Source organism: Pseudomonas sp. WS 5027, assembly GCF_012985695.1.
GTDB classification, from domain to species: domain Bacteria; phylum Pseudomonadota; class Gammaproteobacteria; order Pseudomonadales; family Pseudomonadaceae; genus Aquipseudomonas; species Aquipseudomonas hygromyciniae.
In genome coordinates this window covers 48988-65086 of sequence record NZ_JAAQWU010000001.1, presented here as the reverse complement: position 1 = coordinate 65086, position 16099 = coordinate 48988, and the positions used below count along the sequence as shown (strand labels likewise).

Genomic DNA, 16099 nt, shown 5'->3' with positions numbered 1-16099 from the left:
AAAACAGTATCGAGGCGTTTTCATGTCCACTCCTTTGCCGCCACGTGGGCGCGGCACCGCCACTAACCTGCACAATCGCTTCGCACCCACGGTCAGTGTGGCCGAGGACGATGGCTGGTATCAGGAAGTACCGCCGACCCAGGGCACCGACGTGCGCATCGAGACGGCGAAGACCATCATCACTCGCAACACTTCGCCGGACCTGCCGTTCGACCGCTCCATCAACCCTTACCGGGGCTGTGAGCACGGTTGTATTTATTGTTATGCGCGGCCCAGCCATGCCTATTGGGACATGTCCCCGGGCCTGGACTTTGAAACCAAGTTGATCGCCAAGAGCAACGCCGCCGAGGTGCTGGAGCAACAGTTGTCCAAGCCTGGCTATGTGTGCGCGCCGATTAACCTGGGTTCCAACACGGATCCTTACCAGCCCATCGAGCGCGAGTACAAGATCACCCGGCAAACCCTGCAAGTGCTGCTGCGCTATCGCCACCCGGTGACTATCGTGACCAAGGGTTCGTTGATCCTGCGTGACCTCGACCTGCTCACGGAACTGGCCCGCCAGCGGTTGGTGGCGGTGATGATCAGCCTTACCAGCCTGGACGATGAACTCAAGCGCATCCTGGAGCCCCGCGCGGCGGCGCCCAAGGCGCGGCTGCGGGCGATCCGGGTGATGCGCCAGGCGGGCATCCCGGTGGGCGTGTTGTGTTCGCCGATGATTCCGATGATCAACGACAGCGAACTGGAAAGCCTGCTCGCCGAGGCCCATGCCGCCGGGGCCCAGAGTGCGGCCTATATGATGCTGCGCCTGCCCCTTGAGGTGGCGCCGCTGTTCGAGGAATGGTTGGCAGCCCATTATCCGCAGCGGGCGGCCCATGTGATGAGCCTGGTACGGCAGGTGCGCGGTGGCGAAGTCTATGACAGCCGCTTCGGTGTACGCATGCGCGGTGAGGGGCCGTTTGCCGATCTGCTGGCGCAACGATTTGCCAAGGCGATCAAGCGTTTGGGGCTGGACCGACGGGAAGGGTTCAACCTCGATTGCAGTGCATTCTGTCCGCCCGGCAGGCAGCTGGCTTTGTTGTAGACTGATACAAATGCGCGCACTGCCGAGCCAGGGTGGTCGCGTTTTGATATCACTGAAACCCGCGATCTAGAGCGGTTGATTCAGTTTGAGTTAAGTTTCGGCAGGTACCTTGTTCACCGAGTGACTGATGGGTCGGAGGCGCTGGCTGGGTGGTTTCCATGTGTGAATCCCAGCGATTGCGCGTCGGCCTGAACTGCAAGGCTCCCTGCTCCAACCACGAGGATGAATCATGAGTGACAAGGATAAACAGCCGTTGGCTGCGTCGGCTTCAGCCACCCACGAGGCGGAGTCCGCCGATGCAGCGCTGCAGCACATAGTTGATGGCTTTTTGCATTTCCATAACGAGATCTTTCCCCAGCAGGAAGAGCTCTTCAAGAAACTCGCCACGGCCCAGAGCCCTCGGGCGATGTTTATCACCTGTGCCGACTCGCGCATTGTTCCGGAACTGATCACCCACAGCTCCCCGGGCGATTTGTTCGTCACCCGTAACGTAGGTAACGTCGTGCCGCCCTATGGGCAGATGAACGGCGGTGTATCCACGGCCATCGAGTACGCGGTGCTGGCCCTGGGCGTGCAGCACATTATCGTCTGCGGCCATTCCGATTGTGGCGCGATGCGGGCGGTGCTCAACCCCCAGAGCCTGGAAAAGATGCCCACGGTCAAAGCCTGGCTGCGCCATGCCGAGGTCGCCAAGACCATGGTCCAGGACAACTGTGATTGCGCCAATGAAGGCGAAAGCATGCAGGTGCTGACTGAAGAAAACGTCATCGCCCAGTTACAACACTTGCGCACCCACCCTTCTGTGGCTTCGCGCATGGCCAATGGTCATTTGTTTATCCATGGCTGGATCTACAACATCGAGACCAGCGAGATCAAAGCCTACGATGCGGACCAGGCCACGTTCCTGCCGCTGAACGGTTGCGGACCGATCCCTTCGGCGACGCCCAAAGCGCGCTTCTAAAACAATCCCCTGCCGGGTAATGCGATGGCTGCCATGGATGCAGCCAGGCCTTGCCACGCCCGGCGAATGCCTCGGGAGAGTCATCATGCGTGCAGCTCAATTAAAAACAGTGCTGCCACGGGAGCTGTTGGCTTCGGTGGTGGTGTTTCTGGTGGCCTTGCCCCTATGCATGGGGATCGCCATTGCCTCGGGCATGCCGCCGGCCAAGGGCCTGATCACCGGGATCATCGGTGGTCTGGTGGTGGGTTGGCTGGCCGGCTCGCCCCTGCAAGTCAGCGGCCCGGCGGCCGGACTGGCGGTGTTGGTGTTCGAACTGGTGCGCCAGCACGGGATGCTGATGCTTGGGCCGATCCTGCTGTTGGCGGGCTTTCTGCAACTGGTGGCCGGGCGGCTACGCCTGGGCTGCTGGTTCCGGGTGACGGCGCCGGCGGTGGTCTACGGCATGCTGGCGGGGATCGGGGTGCTGATTGTCCTGTCGCAAGTGCATGTGATGCTCGACGGAGCGCCCAAACCCTCGGGGCTGGATAACCTGGCGGGCTTCCCCGCCGCAGTGGTCCAGGCCATTCCCAGCCTGGGTGGCGGGCTCGGTTGGCAAGCTGGCCTGCTGGGTTTGGCGACCATGCTGGTGATGTGGTTGTGGGACCGGTTTCGCCCGCAGAAGCTGCGCTTTGTACCCGGTGCATTGCTCGGCGTGGGCCTGGCGACCGCGACCAGCCTGATGCTGGCCTTGCAGGTCAAGCGCGTGGAAGTGCCAGAAAACCTCGCCGATGCCATCGACTGGCTGCGCCCCAGCGACCTGCTGAACCTGGCCGATCCCAACCTGTTGATCGCCGCCTTCGCCGTAGCTTTTATCGCCAGCGCCGAAACGTTGCTCTCGGCGGCGGCTGTGGATCGAATGCACAACGGCCAGCGCTCGGACTTCGATAAGGAATTGTCCGCCCAGGGTGTAGGCAACATGTTGTGTGGTCTGGTGGGCGCATTGCCCATGACCGGTGTGATCGTGCGCAGCTCGGCCAACGTCCAGGCGGGTGCGACCACGCGTTTGTCGGCGATGTTCCACGGTCTCTGGCTGCTGGCCTTCGTGTTGCTGCTGTCGAGCGTGCTGCAAAGCATTCCGGTGGCGAGCCTGGCGGGTGTACTGGTGTATACCGGGATCAAGTTGGTGGACCTCAAGGCTTTCCGTGGTCTGGCGCGCTATGGCCGGATGCCGATGTTCACCTACGCCGCCACGGCCCTGGCGATCATCTTTACCGACTTGCTGACCGGTGTGCTGGTGGGCTTCGGCCTGACCCTGGTGAAGCTGGCGTGGAAGGCTTCACGCTTGAAAGTCAGCCTGATCGACCTGCCCCAGGACGGTGAAATGGAGTTGCGGTTGATAGGAGCGGCGACCTTCCTCAAGGTGCCCGCATTGACCCAGGTATTGGCGACAGTGCCGGCGGGAACCACCGTGCATGTGCCGCTCAACAACTTGAGTTACGTGGACCATTCGTGTCTGGAGCTACTGGAGGAATGGGGTCGGGCCAATGCGGCCAAGGGCTCGAAGTTGGTGATCGAGGCGCGCGGGTTGAAGCGTCGGTTGGAAGGGCGGATACGCACCACGACCCGGATCGGCTCTGCCCCGTCAGTGGTCTGACGAAACCGGATAAAAAAGTGGGAGGGGCTTGTGTAGGAGCGAGCTTGCTCGCGAAAAACTTACAGGCGCCGCATTCATTCAGTAAGCACGCGTTATCGTTGACGTTTTTCGCGAGCAAGCTCGCTCCTACAGAAGGCCAATCTAGGCCGGCTGATCCAGCTCCAACTCCACACCCAGTTGGCGCGACAGGCATGGCCAGCGCTTCCACGCGGCTTCCGTCGCCGGGCTCTTGAGCTGCTCGCGATAGGCCTCGACGGACTCCAGGGCAAAGCTCTCTTCGTTGAGCATCTCATCCACCGCCAGGTGCACGGCTTCATCCAGCTGATTGGCGAAATTTTCGCCGATCAACTGGTGGGCAATCACATTGGCAACGGTGGTGTCCGCCGGAATCAACGGTTGGCCGAAGTGCTTGATATACAAATCGTTCACTTCTTCCACCAGCCGGTGGGCCAGGTAGGCCTCGTCCAGCAGGCCGTTCAGGCCTTCATGGGCGGCCAGGATGGCGGGTGGCTGGAGAAAGAAATGCTCGGCGATTTTCAGCACCGGCTTGATCTGGCTTTCAATCCCGGCTTCCCGAGCCACGTCGTTGGCGGCATCCAGCAGGTCCGGAACCTGATCGATGTAGGCGGTGACGAAGCGTGTCATCACGGCATTACGATCACCCTCGGCCAGGGAAATGGCCGAGTGCAGGTGCGGTAACTTTGCGTCCAGCTGTTTAGCCAAATGGCCGGTGGACGCTTCGTGTTGATGGGCACGGGAAATCTGCTCGCGCAATGCGGCGGTGTTCATGAAAGCTCCAGGAATACGGGCGTAGGAAAGGGATTGCATAAGGTAGCTCGTTTATACGAGCTCCTAAGACGCATTTGTCATAATTATTTCATGGTTATGCGCCGCTGTTATATCGAAATGCCATCGTTCGTCGGATAGGCCCTGAATCTCCTGGCCGGCCAGCGCCGTTCGTCTCTTTTTACTGATTTGCCCCCACACATTGCGGGGTCGCAGTCGCTGTCTATACTCGGGTTTGTACGCAATTAGCTGATGACGCCCGACTGCATTAGGCAGGCAAGGCTTGGCGGATGTAAGCAGTTTGGAAGCCGCCCCCTTGGCCGCAGGTGCAAACCGGCGGGATAACAAGAACGATAAGGGGAACCCGCAATGACGCGACATCCACATGTTTGGATGGGCTTACTCTTGTGGTCAGTATTCAACCAGGCGCAAGCCGCCTGGACAGTGAATATGGCACCAGGGGCCACTGAAGTCAGTCACGCTGTGTTCGACCTGCACATGACCATTTTCTGGATCTGTGTGGTGATCGGCATCATCGTGTTTGGCGCCATGTTCTGGTCGATGATTTTGCATCGGCGCTCCACGGGACAGGTGGCGGCCAAGTTCCACGAAAGTACCACGGTCGAAATTCTCTGGACCGTCGTGCCCCTGCTGATCCTTGTCGCCATGGCTATTCCGGCGACCAAGACCCTGATCAACATCTACGACAGCAGTGAATCGGATATCGATATCCAGGTCACCGGCTATCAGTGGAAGTGGCACTACAAATACCTGGGCCAGGACGTCGAGTTCTTCAGCAATCTGGCCACCCCCGCCGAACAGATCCATAACCAGGCCACCAAAGGCGAACACTACCTGCTGGAAGTCGACCAGCCGCTGGTGCTGCCGGTGGGCGCCAAGGTGCGCTTTTTGGTGACGGCCGCCGACGTGATCCACTCCTGGTGGGTGCCGGCGTTTGCGGTCAAGCGCGATGCCATCCCCGGTTTCGTCAACGAGGCCTGGACCCGGGTCGAGAAGCCCGGCATCTACCGTGGCCAGTGCGCAGAACTGTGCGGCAAGGACCACGGCTTCATGCCCATTGTGGTCGAGGTCAAGTCCAAGGCCGACTACGAAACCTGGCTCGGTGAGCGCAAGGAAGAAGCTGCCAAGCTCAAGGAGCTGACCTCCAAAGAGTGGACACTTGATGAGCTGGTAGCCCGTGGCGACAAGGTCTACCACACCACTTGCGTGGCCTGTCACCAGGCCGAAGGCCAAGGCCTGCCGCCGATGTTCCCGGCGCTCAAGGGCTCGAAAATCGCCACCGGCCCTGCGGCAGATCACCTGAGCATCGTGTACCACGGCAAGCCTGGTACGGCGATGGCGGCCTTCGGCAAGCAACTGTCGGAAGTCGATATTGCGGCGGTCGTGACCTACGAACGTAACGCCTGGGGCAACAACAAAGGCGACATGGTCACGCCTAAAGACGTGCTGGCCATCAAACAGGCGGAAAGCAAATGAACCTCTTCATTGCGTATGCCCTGAACCGCCCCGCCCATCCGCTTGCAGGAGAACGGCCATGAGCACTGTGATCGACGACCACGGTCATGCCGCTGACCACGCCCATGGCCCCGCCAAAGGCCTGATGCGCTGGGTGCTGACGACCAACCACAAAGATATCGGGACCATGTACCTGTGGTTCAGCTTCGCCATGTTCCTGCTCGGCGGCTCGTTCGCCATGGTGATCCGTGCCGAGTTGTTCCAGCCGGGGCTGCAAATCGTCGAGCCGGCATTTTTCAACCAGATGACCACCATGCATGGCCTGATCATGGTGTTTGGCGCGGTGATGCCGGCATTTGTCGGCTTGGCCAACTGGATGATCCCACTGATGATCGGCGCGCCGGACATGGCCCTGCCCCGCATGAACAACTTCAGCTTCTGGCTGCTGCCGGCGGCGTTCCTGCTGCTGGTCTCGACCTTGTTCACCCCTGGGGGCGGGCCGAACTTTGGCTGGACCTTCTACGCCCCGCTTTCCACCACCTACGCCCCGGAAAGCGTGACGTTCTTTATCTTCGCCATCCACCTGATGGGTATCAGCTCGATCATGGGCGCGATCAACGTGGTCGCCACCATCCTCAACCTGCGTGCGCCAGGCATGACCCTGATGAAGATGCCGCTGTTCGTCTGGACCTGGCTGATCACCGCGTTCCTGCTGATCGCGGTAATGCCGGTCCTGGCCGGTTGCGTGACCATGATGCTGATGGATATCCACTTCGGCACCAGCTTCTTCAGCGCTGCCGGTGGTGGTGACCCGGTGTTGTTCCAGCATGTGTTCTGGTTCTTCGGCCATCCCGAGGTGTACATCATGATCCTGCCGGCCTTTGGTGCCGTCAGCTCGATCATCCCGACCTTCTCGCGCAAGCCGCTGTTCGGCTACACCTCGATGGTCTACGCCACGGCGAGCATCGCGTTCCTGTCGTTTATCGTGTGGGCGCACCACATGTTCGTGGTGGGCATTCCGTTGGTGGGCGAGTTGTTCTTCATGTACGCCACCCTGCTGATCGCCGTGCCCACCGGGGTCAAGGTGTTCAACTGGGTCAGCACCATGTGGCAAGGCTCGCTGACCTTCGAGACGCCGATGCTGTTTGCCGTGGCCTTTGTGATCCTGTTCACCATCGGCGGCTTTTCCGGGCTGATGCTGGCCATTGCCCCGGCGGATTTCCAGTACCACGACACCTACTTTGTGGTGGCGCATTTCCATTACGTGCTGGTGCCTGGGGCGATCTTCGGGATTTTCGCCTCGGCCTACTACTGGTTGCCGAAATGGACCGGCCATATGTACGACGAAACCCTGGGCAAGCTGCATTTCTGGCTGTCGTTCGTAGGGATGAACATGGCGTTCTTTCCGATGCATTTCGTGGGGCTGGCCGGCATGCCGCGCCGGGTGCCGGACTACAATCTGCAGTTCGCCGACTTCAATATGGTGTCGTCGATTGGCGCCTTTATGTTCGGTGCCACGCAGATTTTCTTCCTGTTTATCGTGATCAAGTGCATCCGTGGCGGCAAGCCGGCGCCGGCCAAGCCGTGGGATGGCGCCGAAGGTCTGGAGTGGAGCATTCCTTCGCCAGCGCCGTACCACACCTTCACCACGCCGCCGGAGGTCAAATGAACAGCTGGTTTCCTCCTGTAGGAGCGAGCTTGCTCGCGAAGGGCGTAAACGATAACGCGGGTTGCCTGAATAAACGCGGCGCGCTGTGGTTTTTCGCGAGCAAGCTCGCTCCTACAGAACCGTCACGCGGAGGTGGCCGTCATGGCTGATTCCGTGCCCCTCAACCGCCTGGTCACGCGCCTGCTGATCCTGGTGCTGGCGATGTTCGCCTTTGGCTTCGCCCTGGTGCCGATCTACGACGTGATGTGCAAGGCCTTCGGCATCAACGGCAAGACGGCCGGGCAGTACGAAGGCTCACAGGTAGTCGATCCGTCGCGCCAGGTGCGGGTGCAGTTTCTGTCGACCAATGCCATCGATATGGTCTGGGAATTCCACTCCAAGGCCGACGAAATCGTGGTCAACCCTGGCGCGGTCAACGAGATGGTATTCGTGGCCTTCAACCCCAGCGACAAGCCGATGACGGCCCAGGCGATTCCGAGCATTTCCCCGGCCGAAGCGGCGATGTACTTCCACAAGACCGAGTGTTTTTGCTTCACCCAGCAAGTGCTGCAGCCGGGGGAGCGCATCGAGATGCCAGTGCGCTTCATTGTCGACCGCGACATGCCCAAGGATGTGAAGCATTTGACCCTGGCGTACACGCTGTTCGATATCACTGCGCGCCAACCGCCCGTGGCTGTCCATACCGGCGGCTAGGCTTGCCTGCGGGCTCGATTAGGAGAGCGGATACATGTCGACTCATGATACGTACTACGTACCAGCGCAAAGCAAATGGCCAATAATTGCCACGTTTGGGCTGTTGATCACCGTGTATGGCCTGGGTGTGTGGTTCAACGACCTCAAGGCGGCCCGCCCGGAATCCCACGGCCCGTTGATCTTTTTCGTCGGCAGCCTGCTGCTGGCCTACATGATGTTTGGCTGGTTTGGCGCGGTGATCAAGGAAAGCCGTGCCGGGTTGTACAGCGCGCAGATGGACCGCTCGTTTCGCTGGGGCATGACGTGGTTCATCTTTTCCGAGGTGATGTTTTTCATCGCGTTCTTTGGCGCGCTGTTCTATGTGCGGCATATGTCGGCGCCGTGGCTGGCCGGCGAAGGCTCCAAGGGCATTGCGCACATGCTGTGGCCGAATTTCGAATTCGCCTGGCCGCTGCTCAACAACCCTGACCCCAAGCTGTTCCCGGCGCCTGAAGGCACGATCAGCCCTTGGGGCTTGCCGCTGGTCAACACCATCTTGCTGGTGAGCTCCAGCGTGACCATCACCATCGCCCACCACGCCTTGCGCAAGGGCCATCGCGGTGCGCTGAAAATCTGGCTGGCGATCACCGTGTTGCTGGGGTTGGCGTTTCTCGGCTTCCAGGCTGAGGAATATATCCACGCCTATAAAGAGCTGGGCCTGACACTGGGCTCCGGGGTGTATGGCGCGACCTTCTTCATGTTGACCGGCTTTCACGGCGCCCACGTGACCATCGGCACGATCATTTTGTTCGTGATGCTGATGCGCATCCTCAAGGGGCACTTCAATGCCGAGCATCAGTTCGGTTTCGAAGCGGCCAGTTGGTACTGGCACTTCGTGGATGTGGTGTGGATCGGTTTGTTTTTCTTCGTTTACGTGCTGTAGCGACTTACCAGGGGGCGTGGGAAACCAGTTGGCCGCTGAAGAATCCCCAGGTGATCAGCGCCAGGGTGATCACGGCCAGCACCACACGCACGGTCAAGGCTGTGACGAGGCGATTGGAGTGGCCCTCGTCCTTGACCAGAAAGAACAAGCCACTGAACAGGCTCACAACGGTAGCGATCAGCATCAGGGCAATAGCGGCTTTGAGCATGGTCAGGCTCCAGGGCTCTTTTTTTGAGGGGCGGGCAATGAGATTCAGTATAGCCAGCGCAGCACCCACCTTCGCGGTAACGCCATGAAACGCTTTCGCCCCGGGATTGCGCCGACCCTGGTGGTGTTGGTGCTGCTACCGCTGATGGTGTTCCTGGGCTTTTGGCAATTGTCCCGTGGCCAGGAAAAACAGGCGCTGCTGCAGAGTTACGCCGAGCGCCGGGCGGCGCCGCCTATCAGTGTTGATCAGTTGGATGTGTTGGCTGATCCGGCTTTTCGCCGGGTGCAGTTACGCGGGCAGTTCGATGCCGGGCACAGCGTGTTGCTGGATAACCGCATGCGTGACGGCAAGGCCGGCGTCGAGTTGCTGCAACCCTTTCATGACCAGGCCAGCGGCCAGTGGCTGTTGCTCAATCGCGGCTGGCTGGCGTGGCCGGATCGGCGCACGCCGCCGGCCTTCACCACGCCCGACCAGCCTTTGAATATCAATGCCTGGGTGTATGTGGCGCCGGGCGAGACGTTCCAGCTGCATGCCGACCCGGCAGCCGCGCAATGGCCGCGTTTGCTGACGGCGCTGCATCCACAGGCACTGTGGGCCGAATTGGATCGCAGCGGGTTTGCCTTTGAGCTGCGGGCCGAAGCCGGGCCTGCAACCTATGAAACCCAATGGCCGGTAGTGGCCATGGGCCCGGAAAAACACCTGGGGTATGCCGTGCAGTGGTTCGCCATGGCGCTGGCGCTGCTGGGCCTTTACCTCTACCTCGGCTGGCACAACGCAAGGGAGAAGCACCATGGGAGCGGCCATGAATCCACTCAACATGTCTGATACGCCAGCGGCACCCGATCGGCGCAAGGGGCGCTGGCAACTGATCCTGATCCTGCTGATGGTGATCGGCCCGATGGTGCTGGCGACCCTGATGTACAAGTTGCAGTTCTGGGTGCCGGACAACCGCAGTGATCATGGCGAGATGATCGGCAATGGCCAGACCCGCGCCGATATCGGCGTGCAGGCCGACGAGCAGCGCTGGCAATTGCTGGTGACCGCGCCCGCAGCCTGCGCCACTGATTGCCAGCAATTGGTCTACCTCGCGCGCCAACTGCAGATCGGTCTGGGGCGTGATGCGTCCCGCGCCAGCCATGCCCTGGCCAGTGCGCAGCCGGTCAGCGCCGAGTATGAGGCCAAGCTCAAAGCCGAGTATCCGCAGTTGCAGCGTTTCCCCCTGGACCTGCCGACCTTCAAGCAAAACGCTGCCGCGCCCGGCGATGCACAGCTATGGATCGTCGACCCTCACGGCAACCTGGTGCTGCGCTATGACGCGCAGGTCAAGGGTAAGGATCTGCTTAACGACCTGCGCCACCTGCTGAAACTGTCGAATATCGGATAAGGGCATCGTCATGGCCAAACCTGGATTTCGCCTCGCGCTGTTTGCCACCCTGTTGGCGCTGATTGTCGTGCTGCTCGGCGCCTACACCCGCCTGACCCATGCCGGCCTCGGTTGCCCGGACTGGCCGGGTTGCTACGGCTTTATCAGTGTGCCTAAAAGCGAGGCCCAGTTGGCCCATGCCGAGCTGCATTTCCCGGATACGCCGGTGGAGGCCGACAAAGGTTGGAACGAGATGATCCACCGCTACGCCGCGGGCACCCTGGGGCTGCTGATCACGTTGCTGGCCGCTCGCGCCTGGAGCCATCGCCGGCATGCGGGGCAACCCTTGAAGCTGCCGCTGTTCCTGCTGGCGGTGGTCTTCGCCCAGGCCGCCTTTGGTATGTGGACGGTGACCCTCAAGCTCTGGCCGCAGGTGGTCACCGGGCATTTGCTGGGCGGGTTTGCGACCTTGAGCCTGCTGTTTTTGCTGACCTTGCGGTTATCCGGGGTGTTGCCGGCGCTGATCGTGCCCCGGCGCTTGCAGTATTGGGCCACGGCCGGCCTGGTGCTGGTGATCGGGCAGATCGCCCTGGGCGGGTGGGTCAGTTCCAACTATGCGGCGGTGGCCTGTATCGACTTGCCGACCTGCCATGGCGAGTGGTGGCCGGCGGCGGACTTTGCCAATGGCTTTCACCTGACCCAGCATATCGGCCCCAACTATCTGGGCGGGCAGCTGGACAGTGATGCGCGCACGGCGATTCACCTGACCCATCGCCTGGGTGCGCTAGTGGTCACCGTGGTGCTGTTGGGGCTGGCCTGGCAGCTCAAGACGGTGGGCATGACCCGCCTGGCGGGCCTGCTGCTGGTCGCCCTGGCCGTGCAGATCGGCCTGGGCCTGAGCAATGTGTACTTTCATTTGCCGCTGCCGGTGGCGGTCGCCCATAACGCCGGCGGTGCAGCGCTGTTACTGACCCTGGTGCTGGTCAATTACCACGCCCGTACCAGCCTGGTGCGGGTTCGCCATCAAGTGCCGTTCGGTTGGCGCTTCAGCCCGCGCAAACACGTTTCGGGCCTGATCACCCTTAAAGGAGAGATGCCATGGCGACCTTGATTGGCGAGCGTCCCGGCCAGGCTATCTGGCGCGACTACCTGGAGCTGACCAAGCCCAAGGTGGTGGTGCTGATGCTGATCACCTCGCTGGTGGGCATGTTTCTCGCCACCCGCGCCGGGGTGCCGTGGGCCGTACTGATCTTCGGCAATCTGGGGATTGCCCTGTGCGCTGGCGGCGCCGCAGCGGTCAACCATGTGGTGGACCGGCGCATTGATGCGCTGATGGCGCGTACTCACAAGCGCCCGCTGGCTGAAGGCCGGGTTTCCCCGGTCGCCGCGCTGACATTTGCCCTGGCGCTGGCGGTGGCCGGGCTGGGTTTGTTGCTGGCGTTTACCAACCCATTGGCGGCCTGGCTGACATTGGCCTCGTTGTTGGGCTATGCGGTGATCTACACCGGCTTTCTCAAGCGCGCGACGCCGCAGAATATCGTGATCGGCGGCCTGGCCGGCGCGGCGCCGCCGTTGCTTGGTTGGGTGGCGGTCACCGGCCATGTGAGCGCCGAGCCATTGCTGCTGGTACTGATCATCTTCGCCTGGACCCCGCCGCACTTCTGGGCCCTGGCCATTCATCGCAAGGAGGAATACGCCAAGGCCGATATCCCGATGCTGCCGGTGACCCACGGCGAGCACTACACCAAGGTGCATATCCTGCTCTACACCTTCGCGCTGCTGGCGGTGAGCCTGATGCCCTATGTGATCCATATGAGCGGGCTGTTGTACCTGGGCTGTGCGCTGGTTCTGGGCGCACGCTTTCTGCAATGGGCCTGGGTGCTGTACCGTGGCAGTCGGCCGCACGCGGCGATCAATACCTTCAAGTACTCTATCTGGTACCTGTTCCTGCTATTTATCGCCCTGCTCGTAGACCATTACTTATTGTTGAACCTATGACTCGAACTCAAAAAACTGTCTTTATCCTGGTGGCCATCGTGGCGTTGGTCATGGGCCTGACCGTCAATAAAGTTTTGTCCGGCAAGGGCCAGGGCGACCCAACGGCGTTGATCGACGCGGGCATTATCCTGCTGCCGCAAAGCCGCCAACTGCCGCCTGTGACCATGACCAACCAGGACGGCCAGCCAGTGCTGGTCAATGAGTTGAAGGGCAAGTGGAGCGTGCTGTTCTTCGGCTACACCTTCTGCCCGGATATCTGCCCGACCACCCTCGCCCAACTGCGCCAGATCAAGAGTGAGCTGCCCAAGGACGTGGTGGATAAGTTGCAGGTGATCCTGGTCAGCGTTGACCCCCATCGCGATACCCCGACCCAGCTCAAGCAATACTTGGGCTACTTCGATCCGCAATTTGCAGGGCTTACCGGGGCGAATGTGGAGGATGTGCAGAAGGTGTCGAATGCCGTGAGCATTCCGTTCATCCCGGCTGATACCAGCAAGCCGAACTACACGGTCGACCACAGCGGCAACCTGGCATTGATCGGCCCGGATGGCACCCAGCGTGGGTTTATCCGTGCGCCGTTGAACAACCAGAAGCTGGTGGCGCAGTTGCCGGGGTTGTTGCAGCGTAACTAGTTCTGGAGCAAATCCAGCCGACAACCCAGATCAACTGTGGGAGCTGGCTTGCCTGCGATAGCGTCAGGTCAGCCAGCCTTTTGGTCGCTGATCCACCGCTATCGCAGGCAAGCCAGCTGCCACATTCGATCTCCAGTGTTTTGGAGATAGTGCTCGATCAGAACGCCGGCAGAATCGCGCCTTTGTACTTCTCGTTGATGAATGCCTTCACTTCTGGGGTGTGCAGGGCTTTGACCAGCTTCTGCACCGCGTCCGAATCCTTGTTGTCCTCGCGGGTCACCAGGATGTTGACGTAAGGCGAGTCGTTGCCTTCGATCGCCAGGGCATCCTTGGAAGGGTCCAGCTTGGCTTCCAGGGCGTAGTTGGTGTTGATCAGCGCCAGGTCGACCTGGGTCAGCACGCGTGGCAGGGTGGCGGCTTCCAGTTCGCGGAATTTCAGGCCCTTTTCATTGCCGGTGATGTCCTTGATGGTCGACAGGATATCGGTCGGGTTCTTCAAGGTGATCAGGCCCTTGTTGGCCAGCAGCAACAGCGCGCGGCCGCCGTTGGTGGCGTCGTTGGGGATGACCACGTTGGCACCGTTCGGCAGTTCGGCCAGGGTCTTGTACTTGCTGGAGTATGCGCCCAGCGGCTCCAGGTGTACGCCGGCCACGCTCACAAGGTGAGTGCCCTTGGCCTTGTTGAACTCATCCAGGTACGGCTGGTGCTGGAAGAAGTTGGCGTCCAGGCGCTTTTCGGCCACTTGTACGTTGGGCTGTACGTAGTCGGTGAACACCTTGACCTTCAAGTCCACGCCTTGCGCGGCCAGGGCCGGCTTCACGAACTCAAGGATCTCAGCGTGGGGCACCGGCGTGGCGGCGACCGTCAGGGTCTCGGCGGCATGGGCGGAAAACGCGGCAACCGCGGCGAAAGCAACCAGTAGTTTTTTCATCCAACAAGCTCCTTGTTCGGGCATCTGCCGGCGGGGCCGGCAATGGCCGTTATTTTCGAGAGTAGTGTGTCACCAGCTTATCGCCGATGGTTTGCAGAATCTGTACCAGCACAATCAACATCACCACGGTGACGACCATCACGTCATCCTGGAAACGCTGGTATCCATAACGGATCGCCAGGTCGCCCAGGCCGCCGGCACCCACCACACCGGCCATGGCGGTGTAGCCCACCAGGGCAATGGCGGTCACGGTGATTGCCGCAATGATGCCGGGCTTTGCCTCGGGCAACAGCGCCTTGGTGATGATCTGCCGGGTGGTTGCACCCATGGCCTGGGTCGCCTCGATGATGCCGCGATCGACCTCGCGCAGGGCGGTTTCCACCAGCCGGGCGAAGAACGTCGAGGCGCCTACCACCAGCGGCGGAATCGCACCGGCCACACCAAGCGACGTGCCCGTGAGGAACACCGTCGTCGGGATCATCACAATCAGCAAAATGATAAACGGCAAGGAACGGATGGCGTTGACCACGAAGGCCAGGGCGGCATAGGTGGTCTTCTGCTCCAGCAACTGGCGTGGGCTGAACAGAAACAGCAGGATACCCAGCGGCAGGCCCACCAGTACGGTGAAAAACAGCGAAGTGCTGAGCATCAGCATGGTGTCGCTGGTGGCCACCCAGATATCAGCCCAGTCGACGTTGTCGAAATAATGCAGTAACACGTCCATTAACGCAGGACCTCCATGTGCACATCGGCTGCGGTGAAGCGCGCGAACGCCGCTTCCATGTCACCGCCGGTGATGGCCAGGGTCAGTTGCCCGTAAGGGGTATCTTTGATGTGGTCGATGCGACCGGCGAGGATGCTGTAGTCCACACCCGTTTCGCGGGCGACGGTACCCAGCAATGGCGCGTAGGTCGCTTCGCCCTGGAATGTCAGGCGCACGATGCGGCCCGGTACATGGGCGAACACATCGCGCTGCTCGCCTTCATCGACCTGCTCGGCTTCCTGCACAAAGCGCTTGGTGGTCGGGTGCGTGGGGTGCAGGAACACCTGGGCGACCGGACCCTGCTCGACAATCACGCCGGCATCCATTACTGCGACCTGGTCGCAGACACGGCGGATCACGTCCATTTCATGGGTGATCAGCACGATGGTCAGCTTCAGCTCGCGGTTGATCTCGGCCAGCAACTGCAGGACCGAGGCCGTGGTCTGTGGGTCAAGGGCGCTGGTGGCTTCGTCGCACAGCAGGATTTTCGGTTTGGTGGCCAGGGCGCGGGCGATGCCGACGCGCTGCTTCTGGCCGCCGGACAACTGCGCCGGGTACTTCTTGGCGTGGTCGGACAGGCCAACCCGGTCCAGCAGTTCCGCCACGCGCGCATCAATCTCGCGGCGCGACAACTCACCGGCCAGGGTCAGCGGCAGCGCCACGTTATCGGCGACGGTCTTGGAGGCCAGCAGGTTGAAGTGCTGGAAGATCATCCCGACCTGTTGCCGGAAACGACGCAGGCCGTTGGCATCCAGGGCGGTGACTTCTTCGCCGTCGACGTTGATCTGGCCGCCCGAAGGCTCTTCCAGGCGATTGATCAGGCGCAGCAGGGTACTTTTTCCCGCGCCGGAATGGCCAATCAGGCCAAACACCTGGCCGTTCTCGACGCGCAGGCTGGTGGGATGCAGTGCGGGGATTTCCTTGCCGGCGACCCGGTAGGTTTTATGGACGTTATGAAACTCGATCACGTAGCGAACCTTGTG

At 61.1% G+C, this 16099-nt stretch carries 17 protein-coding genes; 12 read left to right on the top strand and 5 right to left on the bottom strand.

Annotated elements, in window-relative coordinates:
* The first annotated feature begins 22 nt into the window (after positions 1-22).
* The 3 genes from HBO09_RS00305 (at position 23) to HBO09_RS00295 (ending at position 3675) form a co-directional block, all read left to right on the top strand.
* Positions 23-1081 carry a PA0069 family radical SAM protein gene (locus HBO09_RS00305; RefSeq protein WP_169990777.1) on the top strand — a complete coding sequence of 353 codons (1059 nt, stop codon included), beginning with the start codon at positions 23-25 and terminating at the stop codon, positions 1079-1081.
* A gap of 229 nt (positions 1082-1310) precedes the next feature.
* Complete coding sequence (locus HBO09_RS00300; protein ID WP_169990776.1) at positions 1311-2042, top strand: carbonic anhydrase; 732 nt, start codon at positions 1311-1313, stop codon at positions 2040-2042.
* Positions 2043-2127: 85 nt separating this feature from the next.
* Positions 2128-3675, top strand: a complete 1548-nt coding sequence (locus HBO09_RS00295) for a SulP family inorganic anion transporter (RefSeq protein WP_169990775.1) — start codon at positions 2128-2130, stop codon at positions 3673-3675.
* Between the two features lie 141 nt (positions 3676-3816).
* On the opposite strand, the gene HBO09_RS00290 is transcribed toward HBO09_RS00295, so the two are convergent.
* On the bottom strand, positions 3817-4464 hold the full coding sequence (locus tag HBO09_RS00290; RefSeq protein WP_169990774.1) for a hypothetical protein: 648 nt from the start codon (positions 4462-4464) through the stop codon (positions 3817-3819).
* A 366-nt stretch (positions 4465-4830) separates the two neighbouring features.
* Between HBO09_RS00290 and coxB the strand changes: the two genes are divergently transcribed.
* The 4 genes from coxB to HBO09_RS00270 all read left to right on the top strand — a co-directional run bounded on the left by coxB (position 4831) and on the right by HBO09_RS00270 (position 9221).
* Positions 4831-5958: a cytochrome c oxidase subunit II gene (coxB, locus tag HBO09_RS00285; RefSeq protein ID WP_169990773.1), complete on the top strand. Its 1128-nt coding sequence runs from the start codon at positions 4831-4833 to the stop codon at positions 5956-5958.
* Between the two features lie 58 nt (positions 5959-6016).
* Complete coding sequence (gene ctaD / locus HBO09_RS00280) at positions 6017-7606, top strand: cytochrome c oxidase subunit I (RefSeq protein ID WP_038444815.1); 1590 nt, start codon at positions 6017-6019, stop codon at positions 7604-7606.
* A gap of 141 nt (positions 7607-7747) precedes the next feature.
* Entirely contained in the window at positions 7748-8299 is a 552-nt protein-coding gene (locus HBO09_RS00275) for a cytochrome c oxidase assembly protein (protein WP_029290315.1), read from the top strand.
* Positions 8300-8333: 34 nt separating this feature from the next.
* Positions 8334-9221 (top strand): cytochrome c oxidase subunit 3, encoded by an 888-nt coding sequence (locus tag HBO09_RS00270; protein ID WP_169954106.1) that lies wholly within the window; start codon positions 8334-8336, stop codon positions 9219-9221.
* A 4-nt stretch (positions 9222-9225) separates the two neighbouring features.
* On the opposite strand, the gene HBO09_RS00265 is transcribed toward HBO09_RS00270, so the two are convergent.
* Positions 9226-9429 (bottom strand): twin transmembrane helix small protein, encoded by a 204-nt coding sequence (locus HBO09_RS00265; RefSeq protein WP_017528731.1) that lies wholly within the window; start codon positions 9427-9429, stop codon positions 9226-9228.
* Positions 9430-9513: 84 nt separating this feature from the next.
* Here HBO09_RS00265 and HBO09_RS00260 point away from each other — a divergent pair, with 84 nt between their 5' ends.
* Genes HBO09_RS00260 through HBO09_RS00240 form a run of 5 tightly spaced genes read left to right on the top strand, consistent with a single transcriptional unit; the run spans position 9514 to position 13422 of the window.
* Entirely contained in the window at positions 9514-10254 is a 741-nt protein-coding gene (locus HBO09_RS00260) for an SURF1 family protein (protein WP_169990772.1), read from the top strand.
* Positions 10220-10813, top strand: a complete 594-nt coding sequence (locus HBO09_RS00255) for a hypothetical protein (protein WP_169990771.1) — start codon at positions 10220-10222, stop codon at positions 10811-10813. Before HBO09_RS00260 ends, HBO09_RS00255 begins: the two co-directional genes overlap by 35 nt.
* Before the next feature lie 10 nt (positions 10814-10823).
* Positions 10824-11903, top strand: a complete 1080-nt coding sequence (locus HBO09_RS00250; RefSeq protein ID WP_169990770.1) for a COX15/CtaA family protein — start codon at positions 10824-10826, stop codon at positions 11901-11903.
* Positions 11891-12790, top strand: coding sequence for a heme o synthase (gene cyoE, locus HBO09_RS00245; protein ID WP_169990769.1), 900 nt, complete (start codon positions 11891-11893; stop codon positions 12788-12790). The genes HBO09_RS00250 and cyoE overlap by 13 nt, the downstream gene beginning before the upstream one ends.
* Positions 12787-13422, top strand: coding sequence for an SCO family protein (locus HBO09_RS00240; RefSeq protein WP_029290329.1), 636 nt, complete (start codon positions 12787-12789; stop codon positions 13420-13422). The genes cyoE and HBO09_RS00240 overlap by 4 nt, the downstream gene beginning before the upstream one ends.
* A gap of 157 nt (positions 13423-13579) precedes the next feature.
* On the opposite strand, the gene HBO09_RS00235 is transcribed toward HBO09_RS00240, so the two are convergent.
* Genes HBO09_RS00235 through HBO09_RS00225 form a run of 3 tightly spaced genes read right to left on the bottom strand, consistent with a single transcriptional unit; the run spans position 13580 to position 16084 of the window.
* Positions 13580-14353, bottom strand: a complete 774-nt coding sequence (locus HBO09_RS00235; protein ID WP_169990768.1) for a MetQ/NlpA family ABC transporter substrate-binding protein — start codon at positions 14351-14353, stop codon at positions 13580-13582.
* Positions 14354-14402: 49 nt separating this feature from the next.
* Positions 14403-15077: a methionine ABC transporter permease gene (locus tag HBO09_RS00230; RefSeq protein WP_029290333.1), complete on the bottom strand. Its 675-nt coding sequence runs from the start codon at positions 15075-15077 to the stop codon at positions 14403-14405.
* Positions 15077-16084 (bottom strand): methionine ABC transporter ATP-binding protein, encoded by a 1008-nt coding sequence (locus HBO09_RS00225; protein ID WP_169990767.1) that lies wholly within the window; start codon positions 16082-16084, stop codon positions 15077-15079. Before HBO09_RS00225 ends, HBO09_RS00230 begins: the two co-directional genes overlap by 1 nt.
* Positions 16085-16099: the final 15 nt, after the last annotated feature.

Excerpts from the sequence above, each read along its gene's own strand:
- HBO09_RS00305 (WP_169990777.1), top strand. The coding sequence starts at position 23 with ATGTCCACTCCTTTGCCGCCACGTGGGCGCGGCACCGCCACTAACCTG.
- HBO09_RS00300 (WP_169990776.1), top strand. The coding sequence starts at position 1,311 with ATGAGTGACAAGGATAAACAGCCGTTGGCTGCGTCGGCTTCAGCCACC.
- HBO09_RS00295 (WP_169990775.1), top strand. The coding sequence starts at position 2,128 with ATGCGTGCAGCTCAATTAAAAACAGTGCTGCCACGGGAGCTGTTGGCT.
- HBO09_RS00290 (WP_169990774.1), bottom strand. The coding sequence starts at position 4,464 with ATGAACACCGCCGCATTGCGCGAGCAGATTTCCCGTGCCCATCAACAC.
- coxB (WP_169990773.1), top strand. The coding sequence starts at position 4,831 with ATGACGCGACATCCACATGTTTGGATGGGCTTACTCTTGTGGTCAGTA.
- ctaD (WP_038444815.1), top strand. The coding sequence starts at position 6,017 with ATGAGCACTGTGATCGACGACCACGGTCATGCCGCTGACCACGCCCAT.
- HBO09_RS00275 (WP_029290315.1), top strand. The coding sequence starts at position 7,748 with ATGGCTGATTCCGTGCCCCTCAACCGCCTGGTCACGCGCCTGCTGATC.
- HBO09_RS00270 (WP_169954106.1), top strand. The coding sequence starts at position 8,334 with ATGTCGACTCATGATACGTACTACGTACCAGCGCAAAGCAAATGGCCA.
- HBO09_RS00265 (WP_017528731.1), bottom strand. The coding sequence starts at position 9,429 with ATGCTCAAAGCCGCTATTGCCCTGATGCTGATCGCTACCGTTGTGAGC.
- HBO09_RS00260 (WP_169990772.1), top strand. The coding sequence starts at position 9,514 with ATGAAACGCTTTCGCCCCGGGATTGCGCCGACCCTGGTGGTGTTGGTG.
- HBO09_RS00255 (WP_169990771.1), top strand. The coding sequence starts at position 10,220 with ATGGGAGCGGCCATGAATCCACTCAACATGTCTGATACGCCAGCGGCA.
- HBO09_RS00250 (WP_169990770.1), top strand. The coding sequence starts at position 10,824 with ATGGCCAAACCTGGATTTCGCCTCGCGCTGTTTGCCACCCTGTTGGCG.
- cyoE (WP_169990769.1), top strand. The coding sequence starts at position 11,891 with ATGGCGACCTTGATTGGCGAGCGTCCCGGCCAGGCTATCTGGCGCGAC.
- HBO09_RS00240 (WP_029290329.1), top strand. The coding sequence starts at position 12,787 with ATGACTCGAACTCAAAAAACTGTCTTTATCCTGGTGGCCATCGTGGCG.
- HBO09_RS00235 (WP_169990768.1), bottom strand. The coding sequence starts at position 14,353 with ATGAAAAAACTACTGGTTGCTTTCGCCGCGGTTGCCGCGTTTTCCGCC.
- HBO09_RS00230 (WP_029290333.1), bottom strand. The coding sequence starts at position 15,077 with ATGGACGTGTTACTGCATTATTTCGACAACGTCGACTGGGCTGATATC.